Source organism: Isoptericola maris, assembly GCF_048065335.1.
Taxonomy (GTDB): Bacteria; Actinomycetota; Actinomycetes; order Actinomycetales; family Cellulomonadaceae; genus Isoptericola; species Isoptericola rhizosphaerae.
The window spans coordinates 41,618-57,270 of record NZ_JBLUNY010000012.1; the positions used below are offsets into that span (position 1 = coordinate 41,618).

15 protein-coding genes are annotated in these 15,653 nt (G+C 71.7%); 1 reads left to right on the forward strand and 14 read right to left on the reverse strand.

What is annotated here, in order from left to right; all coding sequences use genetic code 11:
• Position 1 precedes the first annotated feature (1 nt).
• The 13 genes from nuoL to ACH5HR_RS15445 form a co-directional block, all read right to left on the reverse strand.
• On the reverse strand, positions 2-1,948 hold the full coding sequence (gene nuoL, locus ACH5HR_RS15385; RefSeq protein ID WP_402372644.1) for an NADH-quinone oxidoreductase subunit L: 1,947 nt from the start codon (positions 1,946-1,948) through the stop codon (positions 2-4).
• Between the two features lie 15 nt (positions 1,949-1,963).
• Positions 1,964-2,263, reverse strand: coding sequence for an NADH-quinone oxidoreductase subunit NuoK (gene nuoK / locus ACH5HR_RS15390; protein ID WP_402372646.1), 300 nt, complete (start codon positions 2,261-2,263; stop codon positions 1,964-1,966).
• Complete coding sequence (locus tag ACH5HR_RS15395) at positions 2,263-3,060, reverse strand: NADH-quinone oxidoreductase subunit J (RefSeq protein ID WP_402372649.1); 798 nt, start codon at positions 3,058-3,060, stop codon at positions 2,263-2,265. The genes nuoK and ACH5HR_RS15395 overlap by 1 nt, the downstream gene beginning before the upstream one ends.
• A complete protein-coding gene (gene nuoI, locus ACH5HR_RS15400) occupies positions 3,057-3,863 on the reverse strand; it encodes an NADH-quinone oxidoreductase subunit NuoI (protein ID WP_416478682.1) in 807 nt (268 codons plus the stop codon). The genes ACH5HR_RS15395 and nuoI overlap by 4 nt, the downstream gene beginning before the upstream one ends.
• On the reverse strand, positions 3,860-5,200 hold the full coding sequence (gene nuoH / locus ACH5HR_RS15405) for an NADH-quinone oxidoreductase subunit NuoH (protein ID WP_402372654.1): 1,341 nt from the start codon (positions 5,198-5,200) through the stop codon (positions 3,860-3,862). Before nuoH ends, nuoI begins: the two co-directional genes overlap by 4 nt.
• Positions 5,197-7,788 (reverse strand): NADH-quinone oxidoreductase subunit G, encoded by a 2,592-nt coding sequence (locus ACH5HR_RS15410; protein WP_416478683.1) that lies wholly within the window; start codon positions 7,786-7,788, stop codon positions 5,197-5,199. The genes nuoH and ACH5HR_RS15410 overlap by 4 nt, the downstream gene beginning before the upstream one ends.
• On the reverse strand, positions 7,785-9,125 hold the full coding sequence (gene nuoF, locus ACH5HR_RS15415) for an NADH-quinone oxidoreductase subunit NuoF (protein WP_402372658.1): 1,341 nt from the start codon (positions 9,123-9,125) through the stop codon (positions 7,785-7,787). Before nuoF ends, ACH5HR_RS15410 begins: the two co-directional genes overlap by 4 nt.
• Positions 9,118-9,966 carry an NADH-quinone oxidoreductase subunit NuoE gene (gene nuoE, locus ACH5HR_RS15420; RefSeq protein WP_402372661.1) on the reverse strand — a complete coding sequence of 283 codons (849 nt, stop codon included), beginning with the start codon at positions 9,964-9,966 and terminating at the stop codon, positions 9,118-9,120. The genes nuoF and nuoE overlap by 8 nt, the downstream gene beginning before the upstream one ends.
• Positions 9,963-11,324: an NADH-quinone oxidoreductase subunit D gene (locus ACH5HR_RS15425; protein ID WP_402372663.1), complete on the reverse strand. Its 1,362-nt coding sequence runs from the start codon at positions 11,322-11,324 to the stop codon at positions 9,963-9,965. Before ACH5HR_RS15425 ends, nuoE begins: the two co-directional genes overlap by 4 nt.
• Complete coding sequence (locus tag ACH5HR_RS15430; protein WP_402372666.1) at positions 11,321-12,079, reverse strand: NADH-quinone oxidoreductase subunit C; 759 nt, start codon at positions 12,077-12,079, stop codon at positions 11,321-11,323. Before ACH5HR_RS15430 ends, ACH5HR_RS15425 begins: the two co-directional genes overlap by 4 nt.
• Entirely contained in the window at positions 12,076-12,627 is a 552-nt protein-coding gene (locus ACH5HR_RS15435; protein WP_402372669.1) for a NuoB/complex I 20 kDa subunit family protein, read from the reverse strand. Before ACH5HR_RS15435 ends, ACH5HR_RS15430 begins: the two co-directional genes overlap by 4 nt.
• 58 nt (positions 12,628-12,685) lie before the next feature.
• On the reverse strand, positions 12,686-13,048 hold the full coding sequence (locus tag ACH5HR_RS15440; RefSeq protein ID WP_402372671.1) for an NADH-quinone oxidoreductase subunit A: 363 nt from the start codon (positions 13,046-13,048) through the stop codon (positions 12,686-12,688).
• Between the two features lie 77 nt (positions 13,049-13,125).
• The gene (locus tag ACH5HR_RS15445) at positions 13,126-14,451 is read right to left on the reverse strand and encodes a geranylgeranyl reductase family protein (RefSeq protein WP_416478686.1); all 1,326 of its coding nucleotides are present in this window, start codon (positions 14,449-14,451) and stop codon (positions 13,126-13,128) included.
• A 224-nt stretch (positions 14,452-14,675) separates the two neighbouring features.
• On the opposite strand from ACH5HR_RS15445, the gene ACH5HR_RS15450 reads away from it, so the two are divergent.
• Complete coding sequence (locus tag ACH5HR_RS15450) at positions 14,676-14,834, forward strand: hypothetical protein (protein WP_402372675.1); 159 nt, start codon at positions 14,676-14,678, stop codon at positions 14,832-14,834.
• A gap of 117 nt (positions 14,835-14,951) precedes the next feature.
• Here ACH5HR_RS15450 and ACH5HR_RS15455 read toward each other — a convergent pair whose 3' ends face one another.
• The gene (locus ACH5HR_RS15455) at positions 14,952-15,644 is read right to left on the reverse strand and encodes a demethylmenaquinone methyltransferase (RefSeq protein ID WP_402372677.1); all 693 of its coding nucleotides are present in this window, start codon (positions 15,642-15,644) and stop codon (positions 14,952-14,954) included.
• Between the last annotated feature and the right edge of the window lie 9 nt (positions 15,645-15,653).

A 15,653-nucleotide genomic window follows, 5' to 3' on the forward strand; every position in this document is an offset into this window, starting at 1 on the left:
CTCAGCTCGCCCCCTGGCCGGAGACCAGCCAGATCACGAGCACGATCACGCCCAGACCACCCAGGGTCGTCGCGGCGTACTGCCGGACGTACCCGGACTGCAGCCCGCGCAGCCAGCCACCGAGGCGTCCCACGCCCCCGGCCAGGCCCAACCAACCCGCGTCGACGGCCGTCCGGTCCGCGAAGACCATCGACCGCGTCAGCACCTTCCCCGGCAGCATCACGAGCCCCTCGTTGACGTCGTCCTGGTGGAGGTCCACCCGAGCCGCACGCACCAGCGCAGAGGCGGGTGGCGGCGTCGTCGGCACCCGCTGCACGGCGTACTGCACGAAGGCGAGCGCCGCGCCCAGCACCACGAGGACGAGGGTCAGCGTCACGATCAGCCAGATCGGCAGGACCGGCTCATGGTGCTCGGCGTGGCCCGTCACCGGCTCGAGCCAGTGCACGAACCGGTCGCCCGCGTTCAGCACGAACCCGAGCCCGACCGATCCGATCGCCAGCACGACCATCGGCAGCGTCATGAGCCACGGGGACTCGTGCGGGTGCCGCACCGGGGTGCCGTCGGCCGCGCCGTCACGACCCGCACCGCCCGCGAGCTCCGACGCCCACCGCCGTCGGCCCATGAACGTCATGAAGAACAGGCGCGACATGTAGTACGCGGTGATCCCGGCGCCCACCAGGGCGACGATCCCGAAGACCCACGGGCGCCAGCCCTCTCCCACGAACGCGGCCTCGATGATCTTGTCCTTGGAGTAGAAGCCGGAGAACGGCGGGACGCCGAGGATCGCCAACCAACCGAGGCCCATCGTGATCGCCGTGACGGGCAGCAGCCGGGCCAGCCCGCCGAACCGGCGCATGTTCACGTCGTCGTCCATCGCGTGCATGACCGAGCCGGCCCCGAGGAACAGGCCGGCCTTGAAGAAGCCGTGCGTCAGCAGGTGGAAGATCGCGAACGCGTACCCGACGGGTCCGAGCCCCGCGGCGAGCATCATGTAGCCGATCTGCGACATCGTCGAGGCAGCCAGCGCCTTCTTGATGTCGTCCTTGGCGCAACCGACGATCGCCCCGAACAGCAGGGTCAGCGCACCCACGACGGCGATGACGAGCTGGGCGTCCGGCGCCGCCTCCAGGAGCGGTCCCGAACGCACCAGGAGGTAGACCCCCGCGGTCACCATCGTGGCGGCGTGGATCAGGGCGGAGACCGGCGTCGGGCCGGCCATCGCGTCGCCGAGCCACGCCTGCAGCGGCAGCTGGGCCGACTTGCCGCAGGCCGCCAGCAGGAGCAGCAGCCCGATCGCCGTCGCCGTGCCCTCGTCGACGGCCCCGGCCGTCCCGAGCACCGTGGCGAAGTCCACCCCGCCGAACGTGGCCAGCATGAACATCATCGCCGCGATCAGGCCCATGTCGCCCACGCGGTTCATGACGAACGCCTTCTTGCCCGCCACCGCGTTGGGCAGGTGGTGGTCCCAGAACCCGATGAGCAGGTACGAGGCGAGGCCCACGCCCTCCCACCCGACGAACAGCAGCAGGTAGGAGTCCGCGAGGACGAGCAGCAGCATCGCCGCCACGAAGAGGTTGAGGTAGGCGAAGAACCGACGGCGGTCGCGGTCGTGCGACATGTACGCCACCGAGTAGAGGTGGATCAGCGAGCCGACGAAGCTGATCAGCATGACGAACGTCATCGACAGCGGGTCCACCTGGAACCCGAGGTCCACCGACAGCGGGCCCACGTCGATCCAGCTCGCCGTCGTGTGGACGCCCACCCGCTCCGCGGCGTCCACGCCCAGCATGTCGAGCAGGATCACCAGGCCGATCACGAACGTCGCCGTCGAGGCGAGCACACCGAACCAGTGCCCCCACCGGTCGCTGCGGCGCCCGACCAGGAGCAGCAGCGCCGCGCCGATCAGCGGCGTGGCGACCAGCCAGGGCGCGAGGGAAAGAGTCTGCATCAGTCGTCGGCCCCTCTAGCTCTTGAGCAGGTTGACGTCGTCGACCGAGGCCGACCGGCGGGCACGGAAGATCGTCACGATGATCGCCAGTCCGACGACGACCTCCGCGGCGGCCACCACCATGACGAAGAACGCGAGCACCTGGCCCGTGATGTCACCGTGCATGCGGGCGAACGTCACGAGCGCCAGGTTGGTGGCGTTGAGCATGAGCTCGACGCCCATGAACACGACGATCGCGTTGCGACGCAGCAGCACCGTGGTGGCACCGAGCGCGAACAGGATCGACGCCAGGTAGAGGTAGTTGACGAGCTCCATCAGCCCTCCTCCTCGTTCTGGTCCGGCGCGGGCCGGTCCACCTGGATCCGTTGCACCAACAACCCCTCCGCGGTGAGCAGCTCGGACGCCGAACGCTGCTGGCCGCGGATGCGCAGCACGCGCGGCACCGAGTGCTCCAGCGGGCGGCCCTGCGGGTCGAGCGCCGGGGTGTCCATCGCGTTGTTCTGCGCGTAGACGCCCGGGGCGGGCAGCGGCGTGAGCTGCCGGCCGGTCGGCAGCAGCGCCACCTTCGCCTCGGCCAGCGCGCGCTGCGTGGGCTTCTTGCCGAGCCGGCGCCGGTGCGTGAGCACCAGCCCCGCGAGCGCAGCCGTGACCAGCAGGATGCCCACGACCTCCATCGCGATCACGTAGTGCTGCAGCAGCACCCGGGCCAGCGCCACCGGGTTGGTGACGGCGTTGGCCTCGACGAGGCCCACCGACGGCGGGAAGGTCGCCTGGGCGACGACACCGAGCAGCACCGCCGCGAGCCCCGCGCCGAGCAGCAGGCCGATCCAGCGCTGACCGCGGATCGTCTCCGTGAGCGAGTCCGCGGCGTCGACCCCCACGAGCATCAGCACGAAGAGGAAGAGCATCATCACGGCGCCCGTGTAGACGACCACCTGGACGATCCCGAGGAACGGCGCCTCCTGCGCCACGTAGAGCACCGCGAGGCCGATCATCACGAACACGATGCAGACGGCGGCGTGCACGGCGCGGCGCACCACGAGCAGCCCCGCGGCAGCGATCACCATGAGCGGTGCCAGCGTCCAGAAGAGGACCTCCTCACCGCCGCTCATCGCGTGCCCCCCTGGCCAGCCCGCGACGCCTCGCGGGCCGCGCGCTCACGAGCAGCCGACCGCCCGTCGATGTTGGACTCCTCGGCCGCGGCACGCGTCGCGGCGGCCCGGTCCTGGTCCGGACGCAGCCGGTGCTGGTCCGGCGTCGGCGGCGGCGCGTCCCCGGCGACGACGGCGGCCGCCGCGTCGAGCGTCGGGTCGTCCGGGCGGCGCTCGCGCACCCAGTCGACCTGTGCGGCGGTGGGTGCGCTCACCTCATCGCGGTAGTACTCGGTGTCCGTCGTGCCCTCGACCATGGGGTGCGGCGCGGCCAGCATGCCCTCGGCCAGCGGTGCCAGGATGTCCTGCTTCTCGTAGATCATGCCCTCGCGCGTGGGACCGGCGATCTCGTAGTCGTTGCTCATCGTGAGCGCCCGGGTGGGGCACGCCTCGATGCACAGCGCGCAGAAGATGCAGCGCAGGTAGTTGATCTGGTACACGCGGCCGTACCGCTCGCCCGGGCTCATGTGGGCGCCCTCGGGCAGGTCCGCGTTGTCGGCACCCTCGACGTAGATCGCGTCGGCCGGGCACGCCCAGGCGCACAGCTCGCAGCCGATGCACTTCTCCAGCCCGTCGGCGTACCGGTTGAGCTGGTGACGCCCGTGGTAGCGGGTCTGCGGAGCCGTCTTCTTCCGGGGGTACTCCTCGGTGACGGCCGGTCGGAACATCGACGAGAACGTCACGCCGAACCCGGCGACCGGGGCGAAGAGCTCGCCCACCGGCCCCTTGGTCGGGCGCAGCGGCTCGTACGGCTTGTCGGTCATCGCGTCTCCTCCGCGTCGACGTCGGCCGGGGAAGCCGGGGGGTCCTGCGGTGCCGGCGGCACCGTGCGACGGGCACGCGGCGAGGCCGGCAGCGCCTGTCCGGGCAGGGGTGGCACGGGGAAGCCGTCCGCGAACGCGTCGAACCCGCCGCCGTCGTCCGGGCCCGCGCCGCCGACCGCCCGCCTGTCGGGTGCCTTCCGGTCCGGCCACAACCACAGGATGACCATCACCAGGGCGAACACCACGAGGATCGCCACGATCATCTGCGTGCGGGTCACGCCCGACAGGCCGGCCCAGCGGAACGAGGCCAGCGCCACCAGCCACACGATGGCGAACGGGATGAGCACCTTCCAGCCGAACACCATGAACTGGTCGTAGCGCAGCCGCAGCAGCGTGCCGCGCACCCAGACGAAGAAGAACATCAGCACCCACACCTTGGCCAGGAACCACAGCACGGGCCACCAGCCGGTGTTGAGCACGCCGTCGCCGATCATCGACAGCGGCCACGGGGCGCGCCACCCGCCCAGGAAGAGCGTCGTGGCGACCGCGGAGACGTTGATCATCGCGATGTACTCGGCCAGGAAGAACCAGGCGAACTTCATCGACGAGTACTCGGTCATGTAGCCGGAGACGAGCTCGCCCTCGGCCTCGGGCAGGTCGAAGGGGAGCCGGTTCGTCTCCCCCACCATCGAGATGATGTAGACCACGAACGCCGGTGCCAGCGGCAGGAACCACCACAGGGCCGTCTGGGACTCCACGATCGACGAGGTCGACATCGACCCGGCCATGATGAAGACGCTCACCAGCGACAGACCCATCGCCAGCTCGTAGCTGATGACCTGGGCGGTGGAGCGCACGGCGCCCAGCAGCGGGTACGTCGAGCCGGAGGACCAGCCGCCCAGCACGATGCCGTAGACGCCGATGGAGGCGCACGCCAGCACGTACAGCGTCGCCACCGGGAAGTCGGTGAGCTGTGCCGGGGTCGAGTAGTCCGTGAACGGGATGGTGACGCTCGGCCCGAACGGGATCACGGCGAAGACGAGCAGCGCGCAGAACACCGAGATCATCGGTGCCAGGAGGTACATGACCCGGTCGGCGCGCGTGACCGTCAGGTCCTCCTTGAGCAGCAGCTTCATCGCGTCGGCCAGCGACTGCAGCAGACCGATCGGACCGTGCCAGTTCGGCCCGGGACGCAGCTGCATGCGAGCCACGACCTTGCGCTCGAACCAGATCGCGAAGAGCACGCTCGTCAGCAGGAACACGATGATGAGCACGGCCTTGACGATGGTCGTCACGATCGTGTCCGCGCTGAAGTCGGCGGCGACTCCGGGGATCATGCGTCGTCTCCCTTCTCGGCCGGCGCGATCCGCACCGGCTCGCCGGGCCTGGCACCCAGGTCGTCGTGGACCCGGCAGCCCCGGGAGGCCGTCGGCAGCCACACCACGTGGTCGACCATCTCCGTGATCGCCACCGGCACCGTGACCGAGCCGCGGTCCGTGGAGACCGTCACCAGGTCGCCGTCGAACACGTCGAAACCGGCCGCCGTCACGGCGCTGACCCGCGCCACGGGGCGCTTCGCCGTCCCCGCCAGGTGCTCCTCGCCGTCCTGCAGCGCGCCGTCATCGAGCATCAGGTGCCAGCTCGCGAGGACGGCGGTACCGGCGGCGACGGCGGGCGGCTCGGGCGGACCGGACCGCGGGGCGGCAGCCCGCCCGCCCGTCCACGCGCCGAACGCCGCGATCGCGCGGTGCGCGTCGAGCGGTTCGGCCGCCCCGAGGTCCACGTCGAGCTGGGCGGCGAGCGCGTCGAGCACCCGGTGGTCGGGCAGCGCCGACGACTCGAGCGCCTGGCCGAAGGAGCGCACGCGGCCCTCCCAGTTCCAGTAGGACCCGGCCCGCTCGACCGGTGGCGCGACGGGCAGCACGACGTCGGCCAGTGCGGTGGCCTCGGTGTGCCGCACCTCGAGCGCGACGACGAACCGGGCGGCACCGAGCGCCCGGCGGGCGTGCTCCGGGTCGGGCAGGTCGGCCAGCTCGAGGCCGCCCACCAGCGCGCCGGTGAGCTGACCGACGCTCAGGGCGTCGAGGATGCCGTCCGTGTCCAGGCCGGGGGTGTCGGGCAGCGACCCGGCGTCGACGCCCCACGCCGCGGCGACCTCGGCCCGGGCCGCGTCGTCGACCAGCGGGCGCCCGCCCGGGAGCAGGCCCGGCAGCAGGCCGGCCTCGACGCCGCCACGCTCACCGGCGCGGCGCGGGATCCAGGCGACCCGGGCACCCGTCGCCTCCGCGAGGCGCAGCGCCGCGGTGTACGCGCCGGGCGCACCGGCGAGGCGTTCGCCGACGAGCACGACGGCGCCCTCCTGGCCGAGCGCACCGGCCACGTCCTCGATCGTCTCGCGGTCTGCTCCGGCGGGCACCAGGCCGCCGTCGGCCTGGGTGGCGAGGGTGCTCAGCCAGTCCGCCTCCGTGCCGGGCGCCGTCGGCAGCAGGGTGCCGTCCAGCCGGGCCAGGCCGCGGCTGCGGAACGGCGCCACCGAGAACACGCGCGCGCCGGCCTTCACGGCCTTGCGCAGGCGCAGGAACGTGATGCCGCCCTCCTCCTCGGCCTCCAGGCCGGCGAGCAGGACCGCGGGCGCGGCCTCCAGGTCGGCGAACGTGACGCCGACGCCGGTGCCCGCCACCCGGTGCGCGAGGAACGCCGTCTCCTCGACCGAGTGCACACGGGCACGCTGGTCGACGTCGTCGGTCCGCAGCACCGTCCGGGCGAACCGGGACCAGGCGAAGGCGTCCTCCACGGTGAGCCGGCCGCCCGGCAGGACGCCGACCCCGCCGTCGTCCCGCGCGGTGGCCAGGCCCTGCGCCGCGACCTCCAGGGCCTCGACCCACGACGCCGGCCGCAGCTCGCCGTCCTCGCGGACCAGCGGCGTCGCGATCCGGTCCGGAGCGGACTGCCACGTGAACGCGAAGCGGTCCTTGTCGGTGATCCACTCCTCGTTGACCGCCGGGTCGTCGCCGGCCAGCCGGCGCATCACCTTGCCGCGGCGGTGGTCGACGCGGATCGCGGCCCCGCACGAGTCGTGCTCGGCGATGCTCGGGCTCGAGACCAGGTCGAACGGGCGCGAACGGAACCGGTAGGCGGCGCTGGTCAGCGCACCCACCGGGCAGATCTGCACCGTGTTCCCGGAGAAGTAGGAGGCGAACGGCTGGCCCGAGACGTCGGGCTGCGCGATGCCGAGCGGGACGTCGACCACCTTCGAACGGTCGTCCCCGGGCGGCGCGAAGTCCAGCACCTGCTCGTCGAAGCGGCCGATCTGCTGCTCCGCGCCGCGCTCCTGCAGCGCGATGAACTCGTCGCCGGCGATCTCCTCGCTGAAGCGGGTGCAGCGCTGGCACAGCACGCACCGCTCGCGGTCGAGGAGCACCTGGGAGGAGACGTGGATGGGCTTGGGGAAGGTGCGCTTGATGTCGACGAACCGTGACGTCGCCCGGCCGTTCTTCATGGCCTGGTTCTGCAACGGGCACTCGCCGCCCTTGTCGCAGACCGGGCAGTCGAGGGGGTGGTTCATGAGGAGCATCTCCATGATGCCCTCCTGCGCCTTGTCCGCGACCGGCGAGGTGCGCTGCGTCTTGACGACCATGCCCGGCGTGACGGTCATGGTGCAGGACGCCTGCGGCTTCGGCATGGCGCGCACGTTGCCCTCGCGGTCCGGCATGGCGACCTCGACGAGGCACTGGCGGCACGCCCCGGCCGGCTCCAGCAGCGGGTGGTCGCAGAACCGCGGGATCTCGATGCCGACCTGCTCCGCCGCGCGGATGATCAGCGTCCCCTTCGGCACGGTGACCTCGACCTCGTCGATCGTGCAGGTCACGGTCTCCACAGGGGCGTCGGCCGCGCCGGGCGTCCCCTTGTCCGTGGTGGCGGTCATCGGTGGCCTCCCGCACCCGCGAGCGCCGGCGGCGCCTGGGGTGTGTCGTCGAACAGCGTGGACCGGGCCGGGTCGAACGGGCAGCCCCGGCCGTCGAGGTGCGCCTCGAACTCGTCCCGGAAGTACTGGATGCTCGAGGTGATGGGCGACGTCGCCCCGTCACCCAGCGCGCAGAACGCGCGGCCGAGGATGTTGTCGCACAGGTCGAGCAGCAGGTCGATGTCGGGGGCGGTGCCCTCGCCGGCCTCGATGCGGTGCAGCACCTGCTTGAGCCAGTAGGTCCCCTCCCGGCACGGTGTGCACTTGCCGCAGGACTCGTGGGCGTAGAAGTCCGTCCAGCGGCTCACGGCGCGCACCACGCAGGTGGTCTCGTCGAAGATCTGCAGCGCCCGGGTGCCGAGCATGGACCCCGCCGCCCCGACCGACTCGTAGTCGAGGGGGACGTCGAGGTGCTCCGCCGTGAACAGCGGCGTCGAGGACCCGCCCGGCGTCCAGAACTTCAGCTCGTGGCCCTCGCGGACCCCGCCGGCGAGGTCGAGGAGCTCGCGGAGCGTGATGCCGAGCGGCGCCTCGTACTGCCCCGGCCGGGTCACGTGCCCCGACAGGGAGAACAGGCCGTGGCCCTGCGACTTCTCGGTCCCCATCGACGCGAACCACTCGGCACCCTTGGCCACGATGCCGGGCACGGACGCGATCGACTCGACGTTGTTCACCACGGTGGGGCGGGCGTACAGGCCGGCGACGGCAGGGAACGGCGGCTTGAGGCGCGGCTGGCCCCGCTTGCCCTCGAGGGAGTCGAGCAGCGCCGTCTCCTCGCCGCAGATGTACGCGCCGGCCCCCGCGTGCACCGTCACCTCGAGGTCGAACCCCGACCCCTGGACGTCGGTGCCGAGATAGCCCGCGTCGTAGGCCTCCTGCACGGCGGCCAGGAGGCGGCGGTAGACGTGCAGCACCTCGCCACGGACGTAGATGAACGCGTGGTGGCACCCGATGGCGTAGCTCGTGATCGCCACGCCTTCGATCAGGTGCTGCGGGCTGGCGAGCATCAGCGGGATGTCCTTGCAGGTGCCCGGCTCGGACTCGTCGGCGTTGACCACCAGGTAGCGCGGTCCGCCGTCGGGCGCGGGGAGGAAGCCCCACTTCATGCCGGTCGGGAAGCCCGCGCCGCCGCGTCCGCGCAGCCCCGAGTCCTTGACCGCCTGCACCAGGTCCGCCGGGTCCTGCGCCAGCGCGGCACGCAGACCCTCGTAGCCACCGTGGGCCAGGTAGGTCTCCAGCGTCCACGACCGCTCGGCGTCCCAGGTGTCGCTGAGCACCGGCGTGAGCACGTCAGTCATCAGAACCCTCCGTTCGCTTGCCCGGCTCCGACGCGTCCGGCATGCCCGGCTTCTCGTCCTGCGCCGTCGTCGGTTTGCGCTCGGCGCTGGACTGCGCCGTGCCCGTCTCCGGCGGCACCTCGGTCGCCGGCTCGCCCGCCGCGTCCGCGCCGTCGGGCTCGGGGGCGGTCCAGCCCCGCTCGCGCGCGATCCGCAGACCCTCGAGCGTGGGGCCGCCGGCGCCCGTGCCCTCGTCGGCGCGCCCGTCGGGGAAGCCCGCGAGGATCCGGCTCGTCTGCTTGAACGAGCACACGCTCGACGCCCCGCGGGTCGGCACGACCTCCTCGCCCGCCCGGAGGCGGTCGGCGATCTCGGTGGCCGACTGCGGGGTCTGGTTGTCGAAGAACTCCCAGTTGACCATCATCACGGGGGCGTAGTCGCAGGCCGCGTTGCACTCGACGCGCTCCAGCGTGATCGAGCCGTCCGGCGTGGTCTCGTCGTGACCGACGTCGAGGTGCTCGGACAACCGGTCGAAGATCGTGTCCCCGCCCATCACGGCGCACAGCGTGTTGGTGCACACGCCCACCGTGTACGTCCCGTTGGGGTGGCGCTTGTACTGCGTGTAGAACGTCGCGACGGCCGAGACCTCGGCGGCGGTCATCTCCAGCCGCTCGGCGCAGAACAGGATCCCGTCCCGGCTCACGTAGCCGTCCACCGACTGCACCAGGTGCAGCATCGGCAGCAGCCCGGACCGCGGGTCGGGGTAGCGTGCCGTGATCTGCTCGGCGTCGGCCGTGAGCGCGGCCAGCGTCTCGGCGTCGTACCCCGTGCGCGACCGTGCGCCCACCGGTTCGGCCGTCATCGGTCCACCCCTCCCAGCACCGGGTCCAGGGACGCGACGGCGACGACGACGTCGGCCACCTGGCCGCCCTCGCACAGCACCGACACGGCCTGGAGGTTGTTGAACGACGGGTCGCGGAAGTGCGCCCGGTATGGTCTCGTGCCGCCGTCGGACACGAGGTGCACACCCAGCTCGCCGCGGGGGTGCTCGACCGTCTGCCACGTCTGCCCGGCCGGGACCCCGAACCCCTCGGTCACCAGCTTGAAGTGGTGGATGAGGGCCTCCATCGAGTTGCCCATGATGTGGCGGATGTGGTCCAGCGAGTTGCCCTGGCCGTCGGCCCCGACGGACAGCTGGGCCGGCCAGGCGATCTTCTTGTCCGCGACCATCACGCGCGCGCCCTCCGTGTCGTCGAGGCGCTGCAGGCACTGCTCGACGATCTTCAGCGACTGGTAGCACTCCTCGAGGCGCAGCACCACGCGCGAGTACGAGTCGGCGGCCGTGTCGGTCGGGACGTCGAAGTCGTACGTCTCGTACCCGCTGTACGGGAAGGCCTTGCGCACGTCGTACGGGTGCCCGGCCGAGCGCAGCACCGGGCCGGTGATGCCGAGGGCGAAGCAGCCCGCCAGGTTCAGCACGCCGACGTCCGTGAGACGCGACTTGAAGATCGGGTTGGCCAGCATCAGGTCGCCGAGCTGGCCCAGGTAACCGCGCACCTTGGGCAGCGCCGCGCGGACCTGGTCCGTGAAACCCTCCGGCGCGTCCGTCGCGACGCCGCCCGGACGGACGTACGCGTGGTTCATGCGCAGGCCGGTGATCGCCTCGAAGAGCCGCAGGATCTCCTCCCGCGCGGTGAAGCCGATCGTCATGACCGTCGTCGCGCCCATCTCGTTGCCGCCCGTACCGAGGCAGACGAGGTGCGAGGCGACGCGGTTGAGCTCCATCATCAGCACCCGGATGACGCTCGCGCGCTCGGGGATGTCGTCGGTGATGCCCAGCAGCCGCTCCGTGCCGAGGCAGTAGGCGGTCTCCTGGAACAGCGGCGCGAGGTAGTCCATCCGGGTGCAGAACGTGGTGCCCTGCGTCCAGGTGCGGTACTCCATGTTCTTCTCGATGCCCGTGTGCAGGTAGCCGATGCCGCAGCGCGCCTCGGTCACCATCTCGCCGTCGATCTCGAGCATCAGCCGCAGCACGCCGTGCGTCGACGGGTGCTGGGGACCCATGTTGACGACGATCCGCTCCTCGCCGATCGCCTCGCGCGCGATCTCGTCCCAGTCGCCGCCGGAGGCCTCGAAGCCCGGCACGCTGGGGCCGTAGTCCTCGCTCGGCGGGCGGGTCGAGCGCGCCGCGTGCGGGCTGTCATACGCGGGCGCGGTCATGAGTACTGCCTCCTCGTGTCCGGCGGCGGCACCGTGGCGCCCTTGTACTCCACGGGGATGCCACCGAGCGGATAGTCCTTGCGCTGGGGGTGCCCGGGCCAGTCGTCCGGCATCTCGATGCGGGCCAGGCCGGGATGGCCGTCGAACACGATCCCGAAGAAGTCCCAGGTCTCGCGCTCGTGCCAGTCGTTCGTCGGGTAGACGCCGGTGGTCGTGGGGACGTGCGGGTCGGCGTCCGGGCAGGTCACCTCGAGGCGCAGCCGGCGCGCGTGGGTCACCGACGTCAGGTGGTAGACGGCGTGCAGCTCGCGCCCGGCGTCCTCCGGGTAGTGCACGCCCGAGACCCCGAGGGAGAGCTCGAAGCGCAGGTCCTGGTCGTCACGCAGCACCTGGCAGACCCGCACGAGGTGCTCGCGGGCGACGTACAGCGTCAGCTCCGCGTCAAGGCTCGGCCCGTCGCCCTCGGCGGACCGGCGCGGGTCCGTGATCATGACCCGCTCCACGGCGTCGCCGAACGCGACGCCCTGCTCGTCGAGGACCTCCGCGAGGACGTCGACGGCCTCGTCGAACCAGCTCCCGTAGGGGCGCGTGGCGGCCGGGGGCATCGTGACCGTGCGCACCAGCCCGCCGTAGCCCGACGTGTCGCCCGTGTCGTGCGCCCCGAACATGCCCGTCCGCTCGGCGACGAGCTCCGCCGTCGGCTCCGGCAGGTCATGACCTCCGCGGGCGACCTCGCGCCCCTCGCCGGCCGTCACCGCAGCAGCCCGATCATCTGGGACGTGGGCGTCGCCTCGAGCGCCGCCGCCTCGGCAGCCTTCGCCGCCTCGACCCGGTTCACGCCGAGCGGCGCGTCCTGGATCTGCTGGTGCAGCGCGAGGATCGCGTTGATCAGCATCTCGGGACGCGGCGGGCAGCCCGGCAGGTAGATGTCGACCGGCAGGACGTGGTCGACACCCTGCACGATCGCGTAGTTGTTGAACATGCCGCCGCTGGACGCGCACACGCCCATCGACAGCACCCACTTGGGCTCGCTCATCTGGTCGTAGACCTGCCGCACGACGGGCGCCATCTTCTGGCTGACGCGCCCGGCCACGATCATCAGGTCCGCCTGGCGCGGCGACGCCCGGAAGACCTCCATGCCGAACCGGGACAGGTCGAAGCGCGACGCACCGGCCGCCATCATCTCGATGGCGCAGCACGCCAGCCCGAACGTCACCGGCCACACGGACGCCTTGCGCAGATAGCCCGCGAGGTCCTCGATCGTCGTGAGCAGGAAGCCCGACGGCGATTCCTCCAGCCCCATGTCTCCTCCTTCGCGGAGCGTCGGTGCCACCGCGGTGGCACCCTTGCCGAACTTCCTGTCAGACCCAGTCGAACCCGCCGCGCCGCCACTCGTAGACGAACGGCACGGTGATCAGCACCAGGAAGATGAGCATCGCCGCCAACCCGAACCCGGCCAGGACGACGAAGTCCACGGCCCACGGGTAGAGGAAGACGACCTCGATGTCGAACACGATGAACGTCATCGCCACGAGGTAGTACTTGATCGGTAGCCGGCCGCCGCCCATCGCGAGCGGCGTCGGCTCGATGCCGCACTCGTAGGCGTCGAGCTTGGCGCGGTTGTAGCGCTTGGGCCCGATGACGGCGCTCGCCGCCACCCCGCCGAGCGCGAGGACGGCGGCGATCCCCATGAGGACCAGCACCGGGACGTACGGGTTGCTCATCGGATCTCCTCCACGCTTGCGTCACTCCGTCGTGCCACGTCGGGTCTCATGCCCAGCTCCTCCAGGGCTCCTCGGCCTCATGCACGGGGCACCACCCTCGTCAGTCCCGCGATCACCCGGTCGACCCAGTCGCCGCCGCGGGGCTCGTAGCAGTCCGAGAGCAGCTTGAGGACGAACTGCATGACGACCCGCCGTGGCAGCCCGTACCGCACGCACAGCCGCATCACCGCGGGGTGCTCGATCAGGCGCACGAACCATCGCCCGAGCGTGTAGTAGCCGCCCAGGTCGTCACGCATCCGGTCGGTGTAGGTGGCCAGCGTGCGTTCGCGGGCGTCGTCGGTGACGCGGGTGCGGGCCTGCGCGATCGCGTCGGCGGCCACCCGGCCGGCCTGCAGCGCGTAGGCGATGCCCTCGCCGTTGAACGGGCTGACCATGCCGGCGGAGTCGCCGACGAGCAGCGCCCCGTCGGCGTACATCGGGGTCCGGTTGAACCCCATCGGCAGGGCCGCGCCGCGCACGGGACCGACCTGGTTGTCGGGCGTGAAGCCCCACTCGGCGGGCGTGTTGCGCATCCAGGCGGCCATCAGCGCGCGGTAGTCGTGCCCGGTGGCGGACTGGCGTGCCGGCGTCGAGCTCACGGAACCGAGGCCGACGTTGGCGGTGCCGTCGCCGAGCGCGAAGATCCAGCCGTAGCCGGGCAGGAGGTTCGACTCCCCCGGCACGCCGTCCCACAGCTCGAGGTGGGACTCCATGAAGGCGTCCTCGTGACGGGATGTGGTCCCGCCGGACTGCTCGGTGCGGAAGTAGGTGCGGACGGCGGTGCCCATGGGACGGTCGTCCCGACGGGTGATGCCGAGCGTGGTCGCGAACCGTGAGGACACGCCGTCGGCGGCGACGACGACGGGAGCGCGGTAGGTGGTGGCAGGCCCGTCGGCGCGGCCGCGGCCGTCGAGCGGCTGGGCCGTGACGCCCACGACCCGGCCGCTGCGCTCGTCGGTGAGCGCCCCGGCGACCCGGGTCCGCTCGACGAGCTTGGCGCCGGAGGCCTGCGCGTGCTGGACCAGCCGGTGGTCGAGCGACATGCGGGACCGGGCCATCCCGTAGCCGGGGTAGGTGGTGAGCTCGGGCCAGGCGAGCTCCCAGGACCGTCCGCCGGCCACGACGCGCAGACCCTCGTTGCGGATCCAGCCGTCGTCGGCGCGGGTGTCGACGCCCATCCGGGCGAGCTCCGCCACGGCGCGCGGCGTCAGGCCGTCGCCGCAGATCTTGTCCCGGGGGAAGGACGCCTTGTCCAGCAGAAGGACGTCGAGACCGGCGGAGGCGCACCAGTGCGCGGTCGAGGCGCCGGCCGGCCCGGCGCCCACGACGATCACGTCTGCGTCGTCGCGATGCGATGCTCGCACTGCCCCACCTCCCTCGAAGAGAGACCCCGACTCCGTTGCCGGGGACGTCTTGTGAACTCAGTCACAACGTACTGCGCGTCACTCTAGTCACGATCCTCCGCAGATGTGTAGGAAGGCAAACCTTCCCTGGCGCGCACGCTGGCGTCGAGGCAGGTCGCGACATACGGTCGAACCGCATCCGCGCACCGACCGACCACGCACCTCTCATCAGGAGGCACCGCACCATGAAGGCAACGACCGCGCTCGTCATCGGCGCCGCACTGGGCTACTTCCTCGGCACGGAGAAGGGTCGCTCGACCCTCGACCAGGCCAAGGGGTGGGCCACCGAGACCTGGCACGACCCTCGGGTCCAGGAGAAGGTCGCGGAGTTCAGCAAGAGCTGACCGCGGCCTCGGCCTGCCGAACAACGAGTTCTGGACCGTTCTGGCTCACCAGAACGGTCCAGAACTCGTTGTTCGGCGGCCAGGGAGACCGGGGGCGGTCAGGGAGACCGGGGGCGGTCAGGGGCGGACGGCGCGGTGCAGGGCGACGATGCCGCCCGACAGGTTCCGGTAGCCCACCTGCGCCCACCCGGCGTCCAGCATCAGCCGGCCGAGCGCCTCCTGGTCCGGCCAGGCGCGGATCGACTCCGCCAGGTACTCGTAGGAGTCCTTCTCCCGCGTCACCGTGGACGCCACGACGGGCAGCGCCCGCATCAGGTACTCGAGGTAGGCCCGCCGGAACGGCGCCCACGTCGGGTGCGAGAACTCGCTGATGACGATCCGCCCGCCCGGCCGCACGACCCGCAGCATCTCGGCCAGCGCCGCCGAGGTGTCGACCACGTTGCGCAGGCCGAAGCTGATCGTCACCACGTCGAAGGCGGCGTCCGCGAACGGCAGCCTGGTGGCGTCCCCCGCCACGAACGGCAGGTCCCCCCGACGCGACTTGCCCACCTGGAGCATGCCGAACGAGAAGTCCGAGGGCACGACGACGGCACCGGCGTCCGCGAACGGCTCGCTGGACGTCCCCGTCCCGGCCGCCAGGTCGAGCACCCGTTCCCCGGGGCTCGCGTCGACCGCCGCGACGGTGATCCGTCGCCACCGGCGGTCCTGCCCGAGCGAGATCAGGTCGTTCGTCAGGTCGTACCGCCGAGCGATCCCGTCGAACATCGACGCGACCTCGGCGGGGTTCTTCTCCAGGCTGGCGCGGGACACGTCGCACAT